The organism is Christiangramia sediminis (assembly GCF_020552705.1).
GTDB classification, from domain to species: Bacteria; Bacteroidota; Bacteroidia; order Flavobacteriales; family Flavobacteriaceae; genus Christiangramia; species Christiangramia sediminis.
This window is the reverse complement of sequence record NZ_JAJBZG010000004.1, coordinates 1-17,852: the sequence shown is the minus strand read 5'-3', so window position 1 is coordinate 17,852 and position 17,852 is coordinate 1. Positions and strand designations below refer to the sequence as shown.

At 39.1% G+C, this 17,852-nt stretch carries 17 protein-coding genes; 7 read left to right on the top strand and 10 right to left on the bottom strand.

All coding sequences use genetic code 11. The features are described 5' to 3' along the window. Positions 1-5: 5 nt before the first annotated feature. From LGQ90_RS08540 to LGQ90_RS08530, 3 genes are read right to left on the bottom strand one after another with little or no spacing between them, the layout of a single operon-like run. On the bottom strand, positions 6-356 hold the full coding sequence (locus LGQ90_RS08540; protein ID WP_229340109.1) for a carboxymuconolactone decarboxylase family protein: 351 nt from the start codon (positions 354-356) through the stop codon (positions 6-8). 3 nt (positions 357-359) lie between these two features. Beyond that, on the bottom strand, positions 360-1,193 hold the full coding sequence (tatC, locus tag LGQ90_RS08535; RefSeq protein ID WP_229340107.1) for a twin-arginine translocase subunit TatC: 834 nt from the start codon (positions 1,191-1,193) through the stop codon (positions 360-362). Then, positions 1,193-2,158, bottom strand: a complete 966-nt coding sequence (locus LGQ90_RS08530) for a KpsF/GutQ family sugar-phosphate isomerase (RefSeq protein WP_229340104.1) — start codon at positions 2,156-2,158, stop codon at positions 1,193-1,195. Before LGQ90_RS08530 ends, tatC begins: the two co-directional genes overlap by 1 nt. 84 nt (positions 2,159-2,242) lie before the next feature. Between LGQ90_RS08530 and recQ the strand changes: the two genes are divergently transcribed. Next, complete coding sequence (gene recQ, locus LGQ90_RS08525) at positions 2,243-4,441, top strand: DNA helicase RecQ (protein ID WP_229340102.1); 2,199 nt, start codon at positions 2,243-2,245, stop codon at positions 4,439-4,441. Between the two features lie 202 nt (positions 4,442-4,643). On the opposite strand, the gene LGQ90_RS08520 is transcribed toward recQ, so the two are convergent. The 3 genes from LGQ90_RS08520 to LGQ90_RS08510 all read right to left on the bottom strand — a co-directional run bounded on the left by LGQ90_RS08520 (position 4,644) and on the right by LGQ90_RS08510 (position 7,193). Beyond that, positions 4,644-5,246, bottom strand: coding sequence for a porin family protein (locus tag LGQ90_RS08520; protein ID WP_229340100.1), 603 nt, complete (start codon positions 5,244-5,246; stop codon positions 4,644-4,646). A 120-nt stretch (positions 5,247-5,366) separates the two neighbouring features. Continuing rightward, positions 5,367-6,320 carry a transketolase family protein gene (locus LGQ90_RS08515; RefSeq protein WP_229340098.1) on the bottom strand — a complete coding sequence of 318 codons (954 nt, stop codon included), beginning with the start codon at positions 6,318-6,320 and terminating at the stop codon, positions 5,367-5,369. Between the two features lie 27 nt (positions 6,321-6,347). Further along, positions 6,348-7,193: a transketolase gene (locus tag LGQ90_RS08510; RefSeq protein WP_229340095.1), complete on the bottom strand. Its 846-nt coding sequence runs from the start codon at positions 7,191-7,193 to the stop codon at positions 6,348-6,350. Positions 7,194-7,362: 169 nt separating this feature from the next. On the opposite strand from LGQ90_RS08510, the gene tgt reads away from it, so the two are divergent. From tgt to LGQ90_RS08480, 6 genes are all read left to right on the top strand, one after another. Further along, the gene (gene tgt / locus LGQ90_RS08505; protein WP_229340093.1) at positions 7,363-8,493 is read left to right on the top strand and encodes a tRNA guanosine(34) transglycosylase Tgt; all 1,131 of its coding nucleotides are present in this window, start codon (positions 7,363-7,365) and stop codon (positions 8,491-8,493) included. A 9-nt stretch (positions 8,494-8,502) separates the two neighbouring features. Beyond that, positions 8,503-9,579, top strand: a complete 1,077-nt coding sequence (locus LGQ90_RS08500) for an LptF/LptG family permease (protein ID WP_229340091.1) — start codon at positions 8,503-8,505, stop codon at positions 9,577-9,579. Positions 9,580-9,677: 98 nt separating this feature from the next. Continuing rightward, entirely contained in the window at positions 9,678-10,631 is a 954-nt protein-coding gene (locus LGQ90_RS08495; RefSeq protein ID WP_229340089.1) for an acetyl-CoA carboxylase carboxyltransferase subunit alpha, read from the top strand. 168 nt (positions 10,632-10,799) lie between these two features. Beyond that, positions 10,800-12,350, top strand: coding sequence for a replicative DNA helicase (dnaB, locus tag LGQ90_RS08490; RefSeq protein ID WP_229340087.1), 1,551 nt, complete (start codon positions 10,800-10,802; stop codon positions 12,348-12,350). Positions 12,351-12,444: 94 nt separating this feature from the next. Continuing rightward, positions 12,445-13,674: an asparagine synthetase B gene (locus LGQ90_RS08485; protein ID WP_229340459.1), complete on the top strand. Its 1,230-nt coding sequence runs from the start codon at positions 12,445-12,447 to the stop codon at positions 13,672-13,674. Beyond that, positions 13,674-14,096 (top strand): secondary thiamine-phosphate synthase enzyme YjbQ, encoded by a 423-nt coding sequence (locus LGQ90_RS08480; RefSeq protein ID WP_229340457.1) that lies wholly within the window; start codon positions 13,674-13,676, stop codon positions 14,094-14,096. Before LGQ90_RS08485 ends, LGQ90_RS08480 begins: the two co-directional genes overlap by 1 nt. 53 nt (positions 14,097-14,149) lie before the next feature. Here the strand turns inward: LGQ90_RS08480 and rplT are convergent, their stop codons facing one another. From rplT to thrS, 4 genes are all read right to left on the bottom strand, one after another. After that, the gene (rplT, locus tag LGQ90_RS08475; protein WP_229340085.1) at positions 14,150-14,494 is read right to left on the bottom strand and encodes a 50S ribosomal protein L20; all 345 of its coding nucleotides are present in this window, start codon (positions 14,492-14,494) and stop codon (positions 14,150-14,152) included. A 135-nt stretch (positions 14,495-14,629) separates the two neighbouring features. Continuing rightward, a complete protein-coding gene (gene rpmI, locus LGQ90_RS08470) occupies positions 14,630-14,827 on the bottom strand; it encodes a 50S ribosomal protein L35 (protein ID WP_011708523.1) in 198 nt (65 codons plus the stop codon). Between the two features lie 107 nt (positions 14,828-14,934). After that, positions 14,935-15,492: a translation initiation factor IF-3 gene (infC, locus tag LGQ90_RS08465; RefSeq protein ID WP_341481961.1), complete on the bottom strand. Its 558-nt coding sequence runs from the start codon at positions 15,490-15,492 to the stop codon at positions 14,935-14,937. 15 nt (positions 15,493-15,507) lie between these two features. Beyond that, positions 15,508-17,460 carry a threonine--tRNA ligase gene (gene thrS / locus LGQ90_RS08460; protein ID WP_229340083.1) on the bottom strand — a complete coding sequence of 651 codons (1,953 nt, stop codon included), beginning with the start codon at positions 17,458-17,460 and terminating at the stop codon, positions 15,508-15,510. Between the last annotated feature and the right edge of the window lie 392 nt (positions 17,461-17,852).

Here is a 17,852-nt window from a genome sequence, read left to right as displayed (position 1 = left end):
CGTAATTATTGCTTATTATCTTCCAAAGCTTCCCAGTACTCAAATGCTCTTCTCAAGTGCGGGATTACAATGGTTCCTCCAATAAGAGTTCCTATACTCAAAGTTTCCATAACTTCTTCTCTGGAGATGCCTTCTTTATGACTTGCTTCCAGATGATATTTCACGCAATCGTCACATCTTAGAACAGTTGAGGCTACAAGGCCAAGAAGCTCCTTAGTCTTTTTATCCAGAGCACCTTCAGCAAAGGCATTGGTATCTAAGTTAAAAATTCGTTTTAAAACTTTATTATTTTCAGACAAGATCTTGTCGTTCATTTTGGCGCGGTACGAATTGAATTCGTCTACCTTATCTATCATAGCTTAATTTTTTAATTTTTCTTTTTCTTCTTTATACATGATCCTGGAAATAACAATACTTACTTCATATAAGATCAATACGGGAATAGCAACAATTATCTGACTTACAATGTCTGGCGGGGTTATTACTGCGGAAAGGATGAGCACGATAATTAGCGCATACTTTCTATATTTTCTTAGAAACTGGGGAGTGACCACACCCACTTTAGTAAGGAAGTAGATCACAATAGGTAATTCAAAAATGAGTCCGCTGGCTAATACCGAAGCCCTGACCAGACTTATATAACTACTTAAATCAAAATCGTTGAAAACAGTTTCACTTACCTGATATTTTCCGAGGAAATTAATGGAAAGCGGAGTTACCACATAATATCCAAAAAGCACGCCTATAAAGAATAATAATGAGGTCACAAAAATAAAACCTTTGGCATGTTTACGTTCTGTACTATGCATAGCCGGAGCGACAAATTTCCAGAATTCATAGATCACATAGGGAAATGCAATGATAAAACCGGCAGTTATGGAAGTCCATACATGTGCAGAGAACTGTCCGCCCATGGTTCTACTCTGAATACGGAAAGGCATTTCCTCAAAACAGAAGCCTCCGTCTATACCTACATATGTAGAAATCCGACAAAGCATATCATACGAAAAGAAATCACCCCTGGAGGGGCCAAAAAGAAGCACATCAAAAATAAAGCTTTTTAGCATAAAAGCGATTCCACCAGCTATAACTATGGCCAGTACCGCTCTTATAAGATGCCATCTTAATTCTTCAAGATGGTCTAGAAAAGACATCTCATTACCGGGTTCTTCCTGGGGGGCTATTTTATCCATTATAAAATTCCTTCTCTTATTAAGTTATGTAAATGTACCACGCCTGCATATTTTCCGTTTTCCACCGCTAGTAATTGCGAGATCTGGTTTTTCTGCAAAACATCCAAAGCTTCCACAGCCAGGGTATCCTGATCTATGGTCTTAGGATTTTTACTCATAATATCTTTAGCCTTCAGGCCTTTAATTTCCTCATGATCTTTAAGCATCCTACGAATATCTCCATCGGTAATGATACCCAGGATTTTATCGTTTTCCAAAACAGCGGTTACTCCAAGCATTTTTTCAGAAATCTCTATGATCGCATTGGCAACATCTGTATCTGGGGAAACCTGTGGGATCATATTCTGCGAAGTGATATCTCTAACACGCAGATAAAGCTTTTTCCCCAGGGATCCACCGGGATGATATTTGGCAAAATCCTTACTACTAAATCCTTTAAGATTTAAAAGGCATACGGCAAGTGCATCGCCCATCACCATTTGAGCAGTAGTACTGGTAGTGGGGGCCAGGTTATTAGGACAGGCTTCTTTTTCTATATAGCAATTCAAAACATAATCTGCTTCTTTTCCCAAAAATGATTCTTTATTACCGGTAAGGGCAATAAGGGTATTATGGAAATTCTTAATTAAGGGTACCAAGACCTGAATTTCGGGACTGGTTCCGCTTTTAGAAATACAAATAACGATATCATTTTCCTGAACGATGCCGAGGTCGCCATGAATGGCATCGGCGGCATGCATAAAGATAGAAGGTGTCCCCGTAGAATTTAAAGTCGCTACTATTTTATTGGCAATAATGGCACTTTTTCCTATACCGGTAACCACAACCCGACCTTCAGATTTATAGATGATCTCCACGGCTTTGGTGAAATCTTCGTCAATAAAATTTTCGAGGTTGGCAATTGCTTCTGCTTCGTTGGAAATGGTTTCTTTGGCAGTGGAAATGATTTGATCGCTAAGTTTCAAATTAGATTAAATTAAGAATTGCAGGTACTAAAGAAATATGTATATTTAGTAATGCAAATGTATGTAAAATTGTAACACAATTGAATGGGTTTGACCGAAATTGATTTACACAAAGAACTCAAGAGGTACTTTGGATTTAGTCAGTTTAAGGGGCTTCAGGAAGAAGTAATTACCAGCATCGTGAAAGGAAACGACACGTTTGTGGTAATGCCAACTGGCGGAGGTAAATCACTATGTTACCAGCTCCCTGCGCTTATATCAGACGGTACTGCTATTGTCGTATCGCCCCTTATAGCTTTAATGAAAAATCAGGTAGATGCCATACGTAGTATCTCCTCTGAACATGGCGTGGCCCATGTGCTGAACTCCTCTTTAAATAAAACTGAAGTTAATCAGGTAAAATCTGATATCCAGAATGGTATCTGTAAACTCCTGTATGTAGCCCCTGAATCCCTTACCAAGGAAGATTATGTTGATTTTCTTAAAAATCAGACCATAGCATTTCTTGCCGTGGACGAGGCTCACTGTATAAGTGAGTGGGGACATGACTTTAGACCTGAGTACCGGAACCTTCGGCATATCCTGAAAAGGATTGGCGACAATATCCCAATTATTGGTCTAACGGCTACTGCTACCCCCAAAGTTCAGGAAGATATTCTGAAGAACCTTGGGATCACCGATGCAAAAACTTTTAAAGCCAGTTTTAACCGGCCAAATCTTTATTACGAAGTAAGGCCGAAAACAAAGAATATTGAGGCTGATATTACCCGTTTTGTAAAACAGAATGATGGTAAATCGGGGATTATTTATTGTTTAAGCAGAAAAAAAGTAGAAGAGTTAGCACAGACGCTTCAGGTAAATGGTATAAAAGCAGTGCCTTATCATGCGGGACTGGATGCGAAAACCAGGTCCAGACACCAGGATATGTTCTTGATGGAAGACATAGATGTGGTGGTGGCCACCATTGCTTTTGGGATGGGAATTGACAAACCAGACGTTCGTTTTGTGATCCACCATGATATTCCCAAAAGTATTGAAAGTTATTATCAGGAGACAGGTCGTGCCGGCAGGGATGGCGGCGAAGGGCATTGTCTCGCCTTCTATTCATATAAAGACATTGAAAAGTTAGAAAAATTTATGAGCGGTAAACCTGTTGCAGAACAGGAGATTGGTCATGCCTTACTTCAGGAAGTAGTAGCCTATGCTGAAACTTCGGTGTCCAGAAGAAAATTCATTCTGCATTATTTCGGGGAAGAATTTGATTCTGAAACCGGTGAAGGTGCCAGTATGGACGATAATGTAAGGAATCCGAAGAAACAGCATGAGGCTAAGGATGATGCGGAACTTTTATTGAAAACAATAAAAGAGACCAATGAACTTTATAAATCCAAGGAGGTCGTAAAAACGATGATCGGGAAATCCAACGCGCTTATTCTTTCTCATAAAACAGATGAACATCCGCTCTTTGGAAAAGGGGCACATCGAGATTCCAATTACTGGATGGCGCTTACCCGTCAGGCTTTAGTAGCCGGATACCTGAAAAAAGATATTGAAACTTATGGCGTTGTAAAATTAACAGACAAGGGAAGACAATACCTTCAGAAACCTGTGTCCTTTATGATGACTGAAGACCATATTTATAATGCTGCCACAGAAGAGGCCGTTGCCAAAGCTGACAAAGGCGGAGCTTCAGTAGATGCCCAGCTGGTAAAGATGTTGAAGGAATTAAGGAAAAAGGTCGCAAAAAAGAAAGATCTGCCTCCTTTTGTGATCTTTCAGGATCCCTCCCTGGAGGATATGGCCTTGAAATATCCTGTAAATATTGAAGAACTAAGTAATATACACGGAGTAGGAGAGGGAAAAGCGAAGAAATACGGGCAGGAGTTTGTAGAACTTATTTCCAGGTATGTAGAGGATAATGATATTGTTAGACCTGACGATTTTGTAGTGAAATCTACCGGGGCCAACTCTGCCTTAAAACTTTATATTATCCAGAATGTGGACAGGAAATTACCTTTAACCGATATCGCTTCGGCAAAAGGAATGGCCATGCCTGAATTTATTAAGGAAATGGAAGCTATTGTTTATAGCGGAACAAAACTCAATATAGATTACTGGCTGGATGATATTCTTGATGAAGATCAGCAGGAAGAGATCCACGATTATTTTCTGGAAGCAGAAACCGATAAGATCGATGAAGCCATGGAAGAATTTGATGGAGATTATGATGATGAAGAGCTAAGGCTTTACCGGATCAAATTTATCAGTCAGGTTGCGAACTAGGAATTAATGCAACTTTAAGCCTGGTTCAGAAAAAAATAATTCTTATTTATATGTCTTTTCGAAAGAGTAAGGAGACTGAGAAATTTTATTAACTAATAGATTTCTCCCATTGGTCGAAATGACATACATAATTTCATTTTAAGTTTATTGCATAAAAAAACCCGGGATCTCCGGGTTTTTCTATATGAAGCATTATTATCTGCTAAAGAGTGTAGGATAAACTTAAGATCCATTGCGATGGTCTGGAATCTATTGTAAAGCCTGAATCTGCGGCGATGTCGCCACCACTGGCAAAATTGTCCTGGAAAGAACCTTCATATCTAAGATCGAAGCCCAGTCTTCCCAGATCGAGACCTGCCCCCAGCTGATAGCCTACGGTAATATCTTTCTCAACATCATCAATATCAAGATCACTCCCTTCTATTTCATTATTCAGAATATACTGAAAAGATGGTCCCGCTTTAATATTCAATGGACCAAGAACATTTAGTCCCAACAATACCGGAGCATCTATTTTATTTAATTTATAATCGAATGCAGAGTATTCTGTGTTTAGTTCGGTATACATTAATTCCGGCTGAATAAAAATTCCCAGAACTTCAAATTGAGCAAATACCCCCGCGTGAAAACCGGTTTTATTTTCCCCGTCTTCAAAAGATGAGGTGAAATCTCCAGCAACCTGACTAAAAGATTCAAATTCACCGGTAGCTCCGTAGTTTAATCCTCCTTTTAGGCCAAAGCTGGCATTTTGAGCAGAAAGGTTTACACTTACAAAGATCACGGCCAGTAACATTAGCTTTTTCATATTCAAATTATTTATCGTTCGGCTAATATAACGTTGTTTAGTAATTGTTTATTACCGGAAAATATAAAAGCCTCTCAACTTATAGGTTGAGAGGCTTTTATAATATTGATAATTAGAATATTATTTACGCTTTAAAACTTTTTCAGTAGCCTTAATAATTGCTGCTGCATTTAAACCGTATTTATCCATTAGTTGCGCAGGAGTTCCACTTTCTCCAAAAGTATCCTGGGTGGCCACAAACTCCTGAGGAGTTGGATGGTTCTCTGCCAGGGTTCGTGCAACGCTTTCACCTAATCCGCCAAGGAAGTTATGCTCTTCAGCAGTCACCACACAACCTGTTTTCTTAGCTGAAGCAATAATAGCTTCTTCATCAAGAGGTTTAATTGTATGAATATTGATCACTTCTGCACTGATACCTTTTTCGTTCAGTTCAACAGCAGCCTGGATCGCTTCCCAAACCAAATGACCTGTAGCGATAATGGTCACATCACTTCCTTCGTATAGCTTAACGGCTTTTCCAATCTCAAATTTCTGATCTTCCGGAGTGAAATTAGCCACTTTCGGTCTTCCAAACCTAAGGTAAACCGGTCCGTTATGTTCAGAAATAGCTAGCGTTGCCGCTTTAGTCTGATTGAAATCGCAAGTATTGATCACCGTCATTCCCGGTAACATTTTCATTAGTCCAAGATCTTCAAGGATCTGGTGAGTTGCTCCATCTTCTCCTAAAGTAACACCGGCATGAGATGCACAAATCTTAACATTCTTTCCCGAATAGGCCACACTCTGGCGAATCTGGTCGTAAACTCTTCCGGTAGAAAAGTTAGCAAAGGTTCCCGTAAAAGGAATTTTTCCGCCAATGGTCATCCCGGCAGCCATTCCAATCATATTAGCTTCTGCAATTCCAACCTGGAAAAATCGTTCCGGATGATTTTCCTTGAAATCATCCATTTTAAGTGATCCGGTAAGGTCAGCGCAAAGTGCTACTACATTCTCATTGGTTTTACCCAGTTCAGTTAAACCAGCTCCAAATCCAGATCTTGTATCCTTACTTCCTGTATTTTTATATTCTTTCATGATTCTTCTTTTGTAATGAATTACAGATTAATAATCTCCAAGGGTTTCAGGATTTTGAGAAAGTCCTGTTTCCAGTTGTTCATCGTTTGGAGCTTTTCCATGCCACGCATGTGTGTGCATCATAAAGTCTACTCCGTGACCCATTACCGTATTCATTAATATACAAACCGGCTTTCCTTTGCCAGTTCTGGTTTTAGCTTCTTTAAGACCGTCTATAACCTGTTGCAGATCATTACCATCTTCTATTTCCATCACATCCCAGCCAAAAGCCTCAAATTTAGCTTTTAGATTTCCCAATGGAAGAACCGTTTCAGTACTTCCGTCGATCTGCTGACCGTTTAGATCTATTGTGGAAACAATATTATCTACTTTATTTCCAGAGGCGTACATAATAGCTTCCCAGTTCTGGCCTTCCTGTAGTTCGCCGTCCCCGTGGAGAGTGTATATGATATGCTTATCCTTGTTCAGTTTTTTGGTTTGAGCAGCACCAAGAGCCACGCTCATTCCCTGTCCTAAAGAACCCGAAGCGATTCGAATTCCCGGTAATCCTTCATGTGTTGTGGGATGACCCTGTAATCTTGAATCTATAAGGCGGAAAGTATTCAGTTCTTCTACCGGAAAGTATCCGCTACGAGCAAGCACACTGTAAAAAACAGGTGAAATATGTCCGTTAGAAAGGAAAAAGAGGTCTTCGTCTTTTCCGTCCATATTAAAGTTGGTGTTGTGCTCCATAACTTCCTGGTACAGTGCCGTAAAAAATTCTGTACAGCCCAAAGAACCTCCCGGGTGTCCGGAATTTACTTTATGAACCTGCCTTAGAATATCCCGGCGAACCTGGGTAGCAAAATCTTGTAATTCGTTGATGTCTGGCATTTTATAATTGTGTTGTTTTATTGCGGCAAAAATAACTTTTTAAAAGGCTTTGGCAAAGCAAGTATGGGGCAGTTATTAACTTTTTATCGAAAATACTAACAGTCTTAACCTATAATTGAGCTTCCATTTGATATTTACTTGAGTATCTTTGCAGCGATTAAATTTAACTATGGATTTTGAACTTTTAACTACCGATCCCGGTAGTAGAGCACGTGCAGGAAAAATTACTACAGATCACGGAGAAATTGAAACTCCTATTTTTATGCCGGTTGGTACGGTAGCTTCAGTAAAAGGAGTACACCAGAGAGAATTAAAGGAAGATATAAATCCCGATGTGATCCTGGGAAATACCTACCATCTTTATTTAAGGCCTAAAACCGAAATTCTGAAGAAAGCCGGAGGGCTTCATAAATTTATGAACTGGGACCGGAATATTCTAACCGATAGCGGAGGCTATCAGGTTTATTCGCTTTCAGCCAGAAGAAAGATCAAGGAAGAAGGAGTAAAATTCAAATCTCATATTGATGGGTCCTATCATACATTTACTCCGGAAAATGTGATGGAAATACAAAGAGCGATCGGCGCCGATATTATCATGGCTTTCGATGAATGTACTCCTTATCCCTGTGATTATAATTACGCCAAGAGGTCGATGCATATGACACATCGGTGGCTGGACAGATGTATCAATCACTTGGGAAAGACTCCTGAAATTTACGATTATAAACAGACTTTTTTCCCGATTGTTCAGGGAAGTACTTATAAAGATCTGCGGAAACAGTCTGCGGAATATATAGCCAATGCCGGAGCTGAAGGAAATGCCATCGGCGGACTTTCAGTAGGAGAACCTGCGGAAGAAATGTATGCCATGACCGATGTGGTTACCGAAATTCTTCCGGAAGATAAACCTAGGTACTTAATGGGAGTGGGTACTCCAATCAATATTCTTGAAAATATTGCCCTGGGAATAGATATGTTCGACTGTGTGATGCCAACCAGAAATGGTAGAAACGGGATGTTATTTACCTCTCATGGTACCATTAATATCAAGAATAAAAAGTGGGAAGATGATTTTTCACCCATAGATCCCGAGGGAGTAAGTTTTGTAGATTCAGAATATTCCAAGGCCTACGTGAGGCATTTATTCAGCGTTAATGAGATGCTTGGCAGGCAAATTGCTAGTATTCATAACCTGAGCTTTTATCTTTGGTTGGTAAGAGAGGCGAGAAAACATATCTTAGCCGGAGATTTTACTTCATGGAAAGATAAAATGGTAAAACAAATGGATAAACGACTTTAATTCCGGAATTTGAAAATTCTCGATTGGTACATACTTAAAAGATATCTGGGAACCTTCACGATGATGTTGGTTCTTTTTATTCCGATTGGGATCACTGTAAACCTTGCTGAAAAGATAGATAAGATCCTGGAAAATGAAGTTCCTTTTATAGAGGTGGCCTATTATTACCTAGATTTTACGATCTATTTTGCCAATCTCTTATTTCCTATTTTCCTCTTTCTATCGGTAATATGGTTTACTTCCAAACTGGCGATGAATACAGAGATCATTGCCTTTTTAAGTAGTGGAGTTTCTTTCTATCGATTTTTGAGACCTTACCTTATAGGTGCCACTATCGTTTGTATAGGTGCTTTAATTTTGGCTATGTACCTGGCTCCCCAGGCGAGTAAAGGTTTTAATGAATTCAAATATCAATACCTGAAGCGGGGAGAGCAAACTCAGGAAACAAGTGATGTCTATAGGCAGATTAATGATAATGAATATATTTACGCAAGTCACTTCCAACCCAAAAGTAAATCTGCCAGAAACTTTACGTTGGAACACTTTGAAGGGAACGAGCTTAAATTCAAGATCAGTGCAGCCAACCTAAGATATAGCGAAGAAGATAGTCTTTATAAACTAACCCGGGTAGATAAGCGAATTATTGGTAAAGAAGAAGATAGTATCATGTTTATGAGAACCCTGGATACTATATTACCGTTTGAATTTGATGAGCTTACCCCTGAATCTTATATCGCCGAAACCCTTAATTATACTGAATTAAACGAATTTATCGAAAAAGAGAGACGTCGAGGATCGGGTAATATCAACAGATATTTGGTGGTAGCTTATAAACGTTGGAGCATTCCAATTTCAGCATTTATTTTAACTATTATCGCCGTTGCCGTGGCTTCTTTTAAAAGAAGAGGAGGGATGGGCGTGAATCTGGCTGTAGGGATCACCCTGGCCTTTATATTTATCTTTTTTGATAAAGTCTTTGGGACCATGGCAGAGCAATCTACCTTCTCCCCATTAATCGCTGTATGGTTTCCGAATATCGTATTCGGCGTACTGGCTGTAGTGCTTTTATTCCGCGCCAAACGCTAGCTCACAAATTCGTTTCAAAATTTAAACTTTATCGGGGAAATCTATCCTCTCAAAGTTGTTATATTTGTAAGCTATAAAAAATAATTACCATAAGAAGTATGGAATATTTAGATTTTGAACAACCTATCAAAGAGCTTGAAGACCAATATTCTAAAGCATGTAATATTGGAGAAGAAAGCGAGGTTGATGTTACCGCCACCTGTAAGCAGATCGAGAAGAAATTAATAGAAAAGAAGAAGGAGATCTATAAAAATTTGACTCCCTGGCAGCGTGTTCAACTATCGAGACATCCTAATCGACCATATACCTTAGATTATATTAACGCTATTTGTGGGGATACTTTTCTTGAATTACATGGAGATCGAAATGTAAAGGATGATAAAGCCATGATTGGTGGTCTTGGAAAAATAGACGATCAGAGTTTTATGTTCGTTGGTCAGCAAAAAGGTTACAATACTAAAACCAGACAGTATAGAAACTTTGGGATGGCAAATCCTGAAGGTTATAGAAAAGCCCTTAGATTAATGAAATCTGCGGAAAAATTTGGCGTTCCTGTAGTTTGTTTCGTAGATACTCCTGGAGCCTATCCTGGCCTTGAAGCTGAAGAGCGCGGACAGGGGGAGGCAATTGCCCGGAATATCCTGGAAATGACTCGCCTTAAAGTGCCGATCTTTGTAGTGATCATTGGTGAAGGAGCCAGTGGAGGCGCTCTGGGTATAGGTGTGGGAGATAAGGTGATGATGCTGGAGAATACCTGGTACTCTGTAATTTCGCCTGAATCCTGTTCTTCAATCCTCTGGAGAAGCTGGGAATATAAAGAAAGAGCCGCAGAAGCACTCAAGCTTACTGCAATAGATATGAAGAAACAGAGGTTGATAGATGAGATCGTAAAAGAACCTCTTGGTGGAGCACATGCCAACAGAGAAGTGATTTTTGATACGGTAAAATCTTCGATTTCCAATGCTTATTCTGAATTCAAAAACTTATCACCACAAGAACTGGTAGAAAAGAGAATGGATAAATATTTAAACATGGGAGTGTTTAAAGGATAAGCTCTTTATCTATACAACATCATTAAAAAATCCGGGGAAATGTTTCCGGATTTTTTTATCTTATTAACAGAAAAACTTACTTATTAACAGGTGGAATGTTCATTACCTGTTAAGTAACTTAGGTCGATTTTATTAAGATTGTCTTAACAAATTAATTATTTTCGTTTTATGGAAAAAATGACCTCCCCCCAAAATATTACCTACAAAAAATCTAATGTAGTAAGTCTTGAAAAAGGAAAAGTTCCGCCGCAGGCCGTTGATTTAGAGGAAGTTGTGCTTGGAGCTATGATGATAGATAAAAAAGGGGTTGATGAAATTATCGATATTCTAATCCCGGAAGCTTTCTATAAAAACAGTCATAAGCTTATCTATGATGCGATTAAAAAATTATTCGATGCATCTGAAGCAATTGACTTATTAACCGTTTCTAACCAACTTAAAAAAGATAAGGTTTTTGATAAAGTAGGGGGAGACTATTACCTGATTCAACTTACGCAAAAGGTTTCGAGCTCGGCGCATATTGAGTTTCATGCCCGTATCATCCTTCAGAAATATATTCAGCGGAGTTTGATCAAAATTTCCAATGAAATTATTGAAGAAGCTTTTGATGAAGGAACAGATGTTTTTGATCTGTTGGATTCTGCCGAATCTAAACTTTATGAAGTTACCCAGGGGAATATTAAACGCTCTACCGAAACTGCTCAGAGTTTGGTTATTCAGGCGAAAAAGAAAATTCAGGAAATTTCCAACAAGGAAGGTCTTAGTGGAGTTCCGTCCGGCTTTGATAAACTGGATGAACTTACCTCGGGCTGGCAGCCTTCAGATTTGATTATTGTAGCTGCGCGTCCTGGTATGGGTAAAACTGCACTTACGCTGTCTATGGCTCGTAATATTGCCGTAGATCAGGGGATTCCTGTGGCTTTCTTTTCCCTGGAAATGTCTTCGGTACAGTTGATCACACGTTTGATCTCTTCTGAAACCGGTCTTTCTTCGGAAAAACTAAGAACCGGTAAATTGGAGCAACACGAATGGGAGCAATTGAATGTGAAAGTAAAAGATCTTGAGAAAGCTCCTTTGTTTATTGATGATACCCCATCGCTTTCAATTTTCGATCTTAGGGCAAAAGCCCGCCGACTTGCTTCCCAACACGGTATTAAAATGATTGTTGTTGATTATTTGCAGTTGATGACGGCTGGAGGAAGTCAAAAAGGTGGAGGAAACAGGGAACAGGAAATTTCAACAATTTCACGAAACCTGAAAGCCCTGGCTAAAGAACTTGGAATTCCAGTAATTGCACTTTCCCAGCTTTCTCGTGCGGTGGAAACACGTGGAGGAAGCAAAAGACCATTACTTTCTGACCTTAGGGAATCCGGAGCGATCGAGCAGGATGCAGATATCGTATCTTTCATTTATCGTCCAGAATATTATAAGATCGAAGAGTGGGATGATGAAGAGAGAACACCTACCCAGGGACAGGGAGAATTTATTGTAGCAAAACACCGTAATGGGGGATTAGAAAATATCCGTCTAAAATTCATTGGAGAACTCGGTAAATTTGATAATTTAGAAGACTTTAATTTTCCATCTGAAATTCCGTCAAGTATGAATAGTGGCGATGATAATGAATTTGGGAATTTCAATTTACCAAATCCAAGTGCCGATGAAGCTTTTGGAAGTTCAATGAATAGCGATGATGATGACAATGATGTTCCGTTCTAAACTAAACCGGCTAATTTCAGCTAAAGGAATAAGCATATCTAAAAATTTTAAAAGCAGCAAAGTGTATAAAACCACTTTGCTGCTTTCTTTTTTTATGCTGATGGGTTCCCAGGTTTTTGCCTCGAAGATCCTTATCCCGATGGATGCTGAAACTCAGGGCAACCACCTGAAGGCATACGGAATTGTCTATTATTCCCTGGAAAATCAATTATCGGTTAACTGGCTTCTTAATTACAGGGGGGGAGCTTTTTTGATCTCAGATTCAGATAAACTCCGCAGGGAATGTCAGATTCGCGGAGTAGATTTTGAGGTGATCAGTGATAATATGTCTGCTTCAATTCTGGAGGAGATCAGCAGTCCTTCGAAAAATATGGAATCTGTCGTATTGGAAAAGGCACCTAAAATTGCCGTTTATAGTCCTACCGGGAATAAACCCTGGGATGATGCCGTGACCATGGCTCTTTCCTACGCTGAGATCCCTTACCAAACCATTTATGATACTGAGGTGCTTAATGATGCCTTAGTGCTTTATGACTGGCTGCATTTGCATCATGAAGATTTTACAGGCCAGTATGGAAAGTTTTATCGTGCATTCAGAACTACTCCCTGGTATATAGAGGAAAAACGTGAAGCCGAGCGTTTAGCTCAAGAACTTGGATATTCGAAAGTCTCTGAAGAGAAACTTGCCGTAGCTGTAAAAATTAGAGATTATGTCATTGGTGGTGGATTCATGTTTGCCATGTGCAGCGCTACCGATAGTTTTGATATAGCTCTCGCCGCGGAAGGAGTTGATATTGCAGAAGCAATGTTTGACGGGGATCCAAGTGAACCGGGATATCAGGCCAAAATTGATTTTAATAAGACCCTTGCTTTTACAAATTTCGAACTGGAAAGAAGCCCCATGATATATGAATTCTCAAGTATAGATATGACCGAAAAAAGGCAGATCCAAAAAGAGAACGATTATTTTAGTTTAATGGATTATTCAGCCAAATGGGATGTGGTGCCTACCATGCTAACCCAAAACCATACTCGTTTGGTAAAAGGATTCATGGGACAAACTACCAGTTACGATCCCGATACTATTAAACCGGGTGTTTTGATCATGGGAGAAAGTAAACTTAATGGTGAAGCAAGATATATTCATGGAATAAAAGGAAAAGGATTCTTTACCTTTTATGGAGGTCATGATCCTGAAGATTATCAGCACAGGGTAGGAGATCCTAAAACTGAATTGCAATTACATCCAAATTCACCTGGTTACCGGCTTATTCTTAATAATGTGCTTTTTCCGGCAGCTAAGAAAAAAGAACAGAAGACATGATGGAATTTCACCAAACTGAAATTAGACTCAAACCCCGACCGAGGGGTTTTCATTTGATCACCGAGGAGATCGTTAATCAGTTTTCAGAAATTGAAGATATAGATATTGGAATGCTTCAGATATTTATAAAGCATACTTCAGCCGGTCTGGCTATAAACGAAAATGCAGATCCAACAGTTCGCGAAGATTTCAGAAGTCATTTTGATAAAATGGTTCCGGAGAATCAGCCATATTATAAACATACCACAGAAGGGCCAGACGATATGCCTGCGCATATCAAATCATCTTTAACGGGAACTTCAGTACAGATCCCGATCTCTAACGGAAAGCTTAATCTTGGTACCTGGCAGGGAATATATCTTTGTGAACACCGAGACCATGGAGGTTCAAGAAAACTAGTTCTCACAGCATTTGGGGAATAAAAACAAAAAATCCCGCCAAAAGGCAGGATTTTTTTATAAGAGAGTGTAATCGTTTATTTTACTTTTTCTACAATTGCTTTAAAAGCCTCTGGGTTATTCATCGCTAGATCTGCAAGAACCTTACGGTTCAAACCGATTTCACTAACTTTAAGTTTCCCCATGAATTGAGAATAAGATAATCCTTCTTGTCTGGCTGCAGCGTTAATACGCATTATCCATAAAGAACGGAAGTTGCGTTTCTTGGCTTTACGGTCTCTGTATGCATAAAGCATCGCTTTATCAACCGCATTTTTAGCAACGGTCCAAACGTTTTTACGACGTCCGAAATAACCTTTTGCTTGCTTTAAAACTTTTTTTCTACGTGCCCTTTTGGCAACTGAGTTTACTGATCTTGGCATATTTTACATTTTTTTGTAGCAGGCGGTCGATAACCGACACTTTTAACTTAAACTTCAAACTGTCACACTGAGCGCAGTCGAAGTGTTGCCCAACTCCATGGTTAAATAATTTATTAAAACCTCAAGAGCTTCAAATTACTTTAAACGTAATTGAAGTTTGACATTGTCCTTATCTGCATCATGAACTAAAGTACTGTGCGTTAAGGCTAGCTTACGTTTCTTAGACTTCTTTGTTAAGATATGACTCTTAAACGCGTGCTTTCTTTTAATCTTACCTGTACCTGTTAGCTTAAAACGCTTCTTGGCACTGGATTTAGTTTTCATCTTAGGCATTGCTGTCCTTTTTTATAATTAACTCTCTTATTTCTATTTATGTTTTAACCTTTCAATATCCTCTCTTTTGGAGAGGTCAAAACTGCAATTGCAGTTTTGGGAGAGGTTTATTTCGATTTCTTAGTTGGAGATAAGAACATGGTCATTCTTTTCCCTTCTAATTTCGGCATTTGTTCTACTTTACCATATTCTTCAAGATCCTGAGCAAGTCTTAAAAGAAGGATCTCTCCTTTATCTTTAAAAACAATTGAACGTCCCTTGAAAAACACAAAAGCCTTTAGCTTTGCTCCGTCCTTTAAGAATTTCTCTGCATTACGTTTTTTAAACTCGTAATCATGGTCATCTGTATTGGGACCAAAACGAATTTCTTTTACAACCACTTTACTGGCTTTGGCTTTCATGGCTTTTTCCCGTTTCTTTTGTTCATAAAGAAACTTCTTGTAATCCATGACCTTTACGACCGGTGGTTTCGCGTTGGGAGAAATCTCCACAAGATCTAGACCCTGTTCCTCTGCAATTGCAAGAGCTTGTTTCACAGGATAAACGTCCATCTCTACGTTATCACCAACCAGACGCACTTCGTCTGCTTTGATTTTCTCGTTGATTCGGTGTTGCTCTTCTTTTTGTCTGCCGAATCTGTTCGGTTTTCTTCTACGTATAGCTATGGCTTAAAATTTAAATTAAACTTCAGTTTTAAAAGGCTTTAAGGTACTATTGATTTCTGAATTTATCAAATCTGCAAATTCTTCGATCTTCATGGTGCCCAAATCGCCTTCGCTGTGTTTACGAACAGAAATCGTACCATCTTTGGCTTCCTGCTCCCCAACGATAAGCATATAAGGGAATTTCTTAACTTCTGCTTCCCTGATTTTCTTACCTATAGTCTCATTCCTGTTGTCAACAAGGGCGCGAATTTCGTTATTTTCAAGCAAAGTTAAAACTTTTTGTGAGTATTTTTCATATTTCTCACTGAGTGAGAGAATAATAGCCTGCTCAGGCATTAGCCATAGCGGAAAGTTGCCTCCGGTATGTTCCAGTAAAATTGCCACAAACCTTTCCATGCTGCCAAAAGGTGCCCGGTGAATCATTACCGGACGGTGTGACTCATTGTCACTTCCTTTATATGTCAGGTCAAAACGTTCAGGTAAATTATAATCTACCTGTATCGTTCCTAATTGCCAGCTTCGGCCTAAAGCATCTCTCACCATAAAGTCCAGTTTTGGACCATAAAATGCGGCCTCGCCGGTTTCAATTACATAATTAAGTCCTTTTTCTTCCGCAGCATTAATAATAGCTGATTCGGCTTTTTCCCAAACATCATCAGAACCTATATATTTTTCTTTATTATCAGGATCTCTCAAAGAAACCTGGGTAACGAAATCATTAAATCCTAAAGACTGGAATACATATAAGGTAAGGTCTATTACTTTTTTAAATTCCTCGTCCAGTTGTTCAGGCATGCAGAAAATATGAGCATCATCCTGAGTAAAACCTCGAACCCGGGTCAACCCATGAAGTTCACCACTCTGTTCATATCTATATACTGTACCAAATTCAGCAAATCTTTTTGGAAGATCTCTGTAGCTCCATGAAGATGCGTTATACATTTCACAATGGTGTGGGCAGTTCATGGGTTTCAGCATGAATTCCTCCCCTTCATTAGGAGTAGTGATAGGCTGGAAACTGTCTTCACCGTATTTGGCATAGTGACCAGAAGTTACATATAGTTCCTTGCTTCCTATATGTGGACTAACTACCATCTCATATCCGGCTTTCTTCTGTGCTTTTTTCAAGAAGTTCTCCAGACGTTCTCTTAGAGCAGCTCCTTTTGGCAGCCATAATGGTAAACCCTGTCCAACTTTTTGAGAAAAAGTGAAAAGTTCCAGTTCCTTTCCAAGTTTTCGATGGTCCCTTTTTTTGGCCTCTTCTAATAGTTCCAGATATTCTTTCAATTCTTTCTGCTTCGGAAATGAGATTCCATAAACCCGGGTAAGTTGAGGGTTGTTTTCGTCGCCTCTCCAGTAAGCACCGGCTACACTCATCAATTTTACCGCTTTAATGATGCCTGTATTCGGAATATGTCCGCCACGACATAGATCGGTAAAGGTATCATGGTCGCAGAAAGTGATATCACCGTCGGTAAGGTTTTCAATTAATTCAACCTTGAATTGATTGTTTTCTCCTTTATAAAACTCAAGAGCTTCTTGCTTGGAAACTTCTCTCATTTGGAAATCATGTTTACCTCTAGCAATCTCAAGCATTCTGTCTTCGATCTTTTTAAAGTCGTTATCTGAAATTTTATGCTCTCCAAAATCTACATCATAATAAAAGCCTCTTTCGATCGCTGGTCCAATTGTAAGTTTCGCACCGGGATAAAGATCCTGGATGGCCTGAGCCATTACGTGAGAAGTAGAATGCCAGAATGCTTTCTTCCCCAATTCATCATTCCAGGTGAATAATACAAGATTACCATCGGTGTTTAATGCGGTGGAAGTTTCCACTGTTTCATCATTGAATTTAGCCGAAATTACATTTCGGGCTAAACCTTCACTTATACTTTTAGCAACCTCCATTGGAGTAGTGCCCTTTTCAAACTCTTTAATACTTCCGTCTGGCAGAGTAATCTTGATCATTTTATTCATTTTTTGCGAAGGCACAAAGATAAGGTGTTGAGTTTGGTTGCGCAATACATATATACATATAGGTAATATTATAATTGAAGAATGAGTTCGGTATAGGCTAGGGAATGTATTTATCATTGTGTTTTGGAATTTTCTTCAATCTGAAGTTGCTGGAAAGCAATAGCTTATAATTTATTTTAATTTTCCTTAAAAAACCTTGATTATTATTTGGTAGAAAGCAATGAGTTGGTGTATATTTGCAGCCGCTTTGAGAGCGAGGCGTAAGTTCACTGAGAGTACTGGGAGTAAGCAATAGCAAGGAAAAGGCTTGAAAAAAATAATTAATTTTTTTAGGAATTAATTTGGTTGGAGAGCAAAACTCGTTTTATATTTGCACCCGCTTT